The organism is Haliscomenobacter sp. (assembly GCF_040403615.1).
Lineage (GTDB): Bacteria > Bacteroidota > Bacteroidia > Chitinophagales > Saprospiraceae > Haliscomenobacter.
Map to the genome: position 1 here is coordinate 1 of NZ_JBBAKG010000215.1, position 4,018 is coordinate 4,018.

The 4,018-nt window shown below is 43.7% G+C and carries 4 protein-coding genes; all 4 read right to left on the minus strand.

Features of this window, described 5'->3' with window-relative positions; genetic code table 11:
- Window positions 1–158: 158 nt before the first annotated feature.
- Entirely contained in the window at window positions 159–914 is a 756-nt protein-coding gene (locus ABW391_RS28805) for a LytTR family transcriptional regulator DNA-binding domain-containing protein (protein WP_353485363.1), read from the minus strand.
- Window positions 915–1,067: 153 nt separating this feature from the next.
- On the minus strand, window positions 1,068–1,547 hold the full coding sequence (locus ABW391_RS28810) for a hypothetical protein (RefSeq protein ID WP_353485364.1): 480 nt from the start codon (window positions 1,545–1,547) through the stop codon (window positions 1,068–1,070).
- A 244-nt stretch (window positions 1,548–1,791) separates the two neighbouring features.
- The gene (locus tag ABW391_RS28815; protein ID WP_353485365.1) at window positions 1,792–3,477 is read right to left on the minus strand and encodes an ATP-binding protein; all 1,686 of its coding nucleotides are present in this window, start codon (window positions 3,475–3,477) and stop codon (window positions 1,792–1,794) included.
- A 229-nt stretch (window positions 3,478–3,706) separates the two neighbouring features.
- A partial coding sequence (locus tag ABW391_RS28820; RefSeq protein WP_353485366.1) for a LytR/AlgR family response regulator transcription factor occupies window positions 3,707–4,018 on the minus strand: 312 nt, incomplete at its 5' end.

The following is a 4,018-nucleotide window of genomic DNA, read 5'->3' on the forward strand; positions in this document are numbered from 1 at the left end:
ATAAAAGCGCACCATATTTTTGAAATCGGTGGTGCTGATGCATTGCAAGGATAAGAATGGTAAAAAATCTGCGCCTACTTTTTTATTAAAGATAGCTCTTGTATCTCAAAAAAAGTAGGACAGGCTTTGCCCACCGGATGAAAAAGCAGCCACCTCGTTTAGATCACTTTCAAACGCAAGGCCAATCCTTCCTGAAAACCTCGACTCACGGGCAAGGTATGTTTGCCAATACTCACGTAGTTGTAGTTGTCCATTACCGCATCGATTTTGGTGACATTGACAATGTGTGAGCGGTGGATGCGGATGAAATCATCGGATTGGAGTTTTTCCTCAAAAGTACCCAGCGGCAAAGTCATGAGGTATTCGGCAGTTGCGGTATGAATTTTGCAATAACTGCGTTCGGCTTCGGCGAAAAGAATTTCCTGTAACAATACTTTTACCATTCGATCCTTGTAGCGCACAAAGATGCGATCAGAGAGGATGCTGTCTTCTTTTTGAATCAACTCCTGGGGCAGCGTTTGCGCCACCTGGCTTTTTTCTTCCGCTACTTTTTGGAGGGTCAGCTCGATGGTTCGGCTTAGGTCTGATTGACGGAATGGTTTGGAGATAAACGCATAGGGTTGGGCTACTTTGGCGCGGGCAAAGGTGTTGTCATCAGCATTGGCGGTGAGGAAGATCAGCGGGATTTGGTGCTTTTCGAGAATCTGTAAGGCGGTTTCTACCCCGTCCATTGAGCCCTTCAAAGCCACGTCCATTAAAATCAGGTCAGGACACGTGGCCTCGATGCTTTTTAGTGCATCTTCGCCACGCGGAATTATGCCTGTGACATCATACCCCAGATTGGTCAGCTGCATGGAGATGTCGGCAGCAATGATGAATTCGTCTTCAACGATGAGAATTTTGGTGTTTTCCATGAATAAGAGGATCTTCCAGGCTTTTAGAGTGTGTTTGGGTTTCTACTTCGCGCTACAAATGGCTAAAACGCACTCTAACTTTGGTGAAAGATACGGGATGGAATTGATAGGAATAACAATTTGGTCAGATTTTCTTTAGCGTATGTTTGGAATCTAATTTCCAATTATTTTATCTGGAGCAGACAATCCATTGATGTAGAACAACTCCACAATTCCATCCTGATTTGGTGTTTCCAAAATACAAAACTCGAAAACTCCAGTGGTATAGGCCTGTTGAATAATTTGATGTCCTTGTTGGATTAAATCGGAAATGGCTTTTTTTAATCCTGCCAAACTTGGATAAGAATAACAGGGATGAGGCAGACCTTCGCCATCGACGTCGAAGTAAGCCTGGTACAATTTTTTGCACTGAAAGGGGGAAATCAATTCTATTCTGGCACCCGCAATTTTAGCAAAGGCCACCCGAAATGTAAACTCAGAAGCTCGACCATTCACGAAACAATGCTCGGGGACAATCGTCCAGATGTTCCACTGAACATTGAGTGCTTTGGCCATTTTTTCTGCTGATTCTTCAATGTCTGAAACCAATTGGCTTCGATGAGAAAGTTCGGCGACATAATGTGAGAGGGACATTTTTGGTGTTTTTGGAGGTCAGCAATTGTGTTTCAAAAATCTGAGATGCCCTGATGACACCTCAAAAAACTTAACCAGGATTCAGTCTTACTGTGTGTTTGGTTTTAAGTGTTTTTGTATGCTATAAAGATGACAAGGAATTTCGTGGACTGCTTCGTTCACTTTCCCATTGGTAGATTTGAATTTCCGCTTGGTAAACTTTAAAATTGAAAGTTGCCTGATGGCCACAAAATACCGGCAAATCTCAATCGATTCGTAGATTGCTCAATAGGTTTTTCAATTGATTCAAAAGAGGCAAAAGTTCATCAAATGCCGTTTCTGTCTGAGCCCCTTGTTCGAGTTGTTGAGCCAAAACTGTTCCTTTTTTTAGTCCAACAAATTCAAGTTGTGGCTTAAAACTGTGCGCGGTTTGGTACAGCAAATTGTAGTCTTTGTTCAATATCGCCTGATCCATTTTCTCGATTTCCAGAGGGTATTGCACTTTAAATTTCTGGATGAAGTAATTCATCTGGTTTTTATCACCGTCGGTAAAATCACGCAAAAAGCTTAGATCCAATAATTCATCCTGCATGGCAACCGTCGTTGTTTTTGGTGCAAGGTCTTGGGATTCATCCGCAATCAGGCCAAGCGATTCTGCCATGACCAATGCCAATTGATGAGGTTTGAATGGCTTACCCAAGTGCCGGTTCATGCCAGAATCAAGTGCTTTTTCAATTTCCTCAGGGGTGGCAGAGGCGGTCAGGGCAATGATTGGGACACTGCGTTTTTCATCATGAACTTGAGCACGAATGTGTCTGGTTGCTTCCATACCGTTCATTTCCGGCATTTGCATGTCCATCAACACCACGTCAAAATTTTGATTTTCGAGCGTCGCAATGGCCTCTTTGCCATTTACCGCTTCAGTGATGTTGGCATTTTCAAAATGGCGGTGAATGGCTTCATAGGCAATTTCTCGATTCAAGGCATTGTCGTCTACCAATAGAATATTCAAGGGTTGAGCAAAATACAATGCCGAATTTTCATGGTTTTCAGGTTTCAAATCCTCGACTGCAGCCAATGCATAGGGGAGTTTCACGGTAAAAGTGGTGCCTACTCCAATTTCACTCTCAACCTGGATATCGCCATGGTGCAATTGCACCAACTCCTGGGTTACGGTCAATCCCAAACCGGTTCCGCCATAACGGGCTACCATATCCTCTCCTGCTTGTTCAAAACTCTCAAACACGGCCTTGATTTTATCAGCTGGAATGCCAATACCTGTATCGATGATCTGAATAATCAGATTCACGCTATTGGCTTCAGAATCAGTTGACTCGCTGTTGCGCTCCGTACTGTTCATTTTGATGGTAACCGATCCCTTTTCGGTAAATTTAACTGCATTGCCAGTCAGGTTCATCAAAATTTGATACAAACGGGTGGGGTCGCCCAGTAAAGCCCCTGGAACATTCTCATGTAAATCCAGCAACAAACTGATGCCTTTGTTTTGAGCCCTTAAGGACAAGGATTCCTGCACATCGCCAGCAATCCTGGTAGGAGACAAGGGAATTTTGCGCAGCTTGAGTTCTCCGGCTTCTAGTTTACTGAGTTCCAATACATCATTGACAACTTCGCCCAGTCGCTCTGTAGATTGGTGAATAGAAGCCAACCAGCGGCGTTGCTTTTCGCTGAGTGAAGTCTCCAGCAATAAGTCGGTAAATCCGGCAATTCCGTGTAATGGGGTGCGGATTTCATGGCTCATGTGCGCCAAAAACCGTTGTTTGAACCGTTCACCTTGTTCAGCACGTTCCTTTTGGGCGATGAGTTGGCTTTGAGTGGCTTCCAGGTTGATCAAGGCCTGTTTGAATACATTCTTGGCCTTCAACTTTTGCTGACTGTTGCGGTATAAAATGGCAGCAACTAAAAGCATAAAAAAGGAATAACCTACCCACATAAACCCTGGTTTAATTTGCGATGTAGAAAAATACGACTTATCAGTTTCCTGATGTTATTTTAATTTCCCAATGGTTGTTTTCACTTTCCGCTTGGTAATGCAGAAAAATTAAGTTCCCAATTTTGGGTTTTGAATAGGAAGCCGGATGGTTCATTTCAAGTTGGCTTCCTATTCAAAACCCTCTAAAAAAATCGGGAAGTTATTTTTTGCGTCATACTTAGCAGAAATCTCAAAACTTCGAAAACAATTCCAGAAAATCGTCCTTGCGATTGCGGGCCACACTCACCGTCGCGCCATCTTCCATCACCAGGTAACCACCCTCGGAGCGCACAAACTGGCGAATGTGGTTCATGTTGATCAGGTGAGAATTGTGGATTCTGAAGAAATTTTGCCCTTCCAGGATTTCTTCCAATTGCCCCATGGGCTTGGAAACCATGAGTTTTTCTCCCCCCACCATTGCCACAACGGTATACATGCGGTCGCTTTCACAACGAACGATGTCCTTGATTTTCTTAAAAACCAGGCCTTCTGAAGTGGTAAG

Coding starts and splice junctions, on each gene's coding strand:
- ABW391_RS28815 (WP_353485365.1), bottom strand. CDS start 3,477: ATGTGGGTAGGTTATTCCTTTTTTATGCTTTTAGTTGCTGCCATTTTA.
- ABW391_RS28805 (WP_353485363.1), bottom strand. CDS start 914: ATGGAAAACACCAAAATTCTCATCGTTGAAGACGAATTCATCATTGCT.
- ABW391_RS28810 (WP_353485364.1), bottom strand. CDS start 1,547: ATGTCCCTCTCACATTATGTCGCCGAACTTTCTCATCGAAGCCAATTG.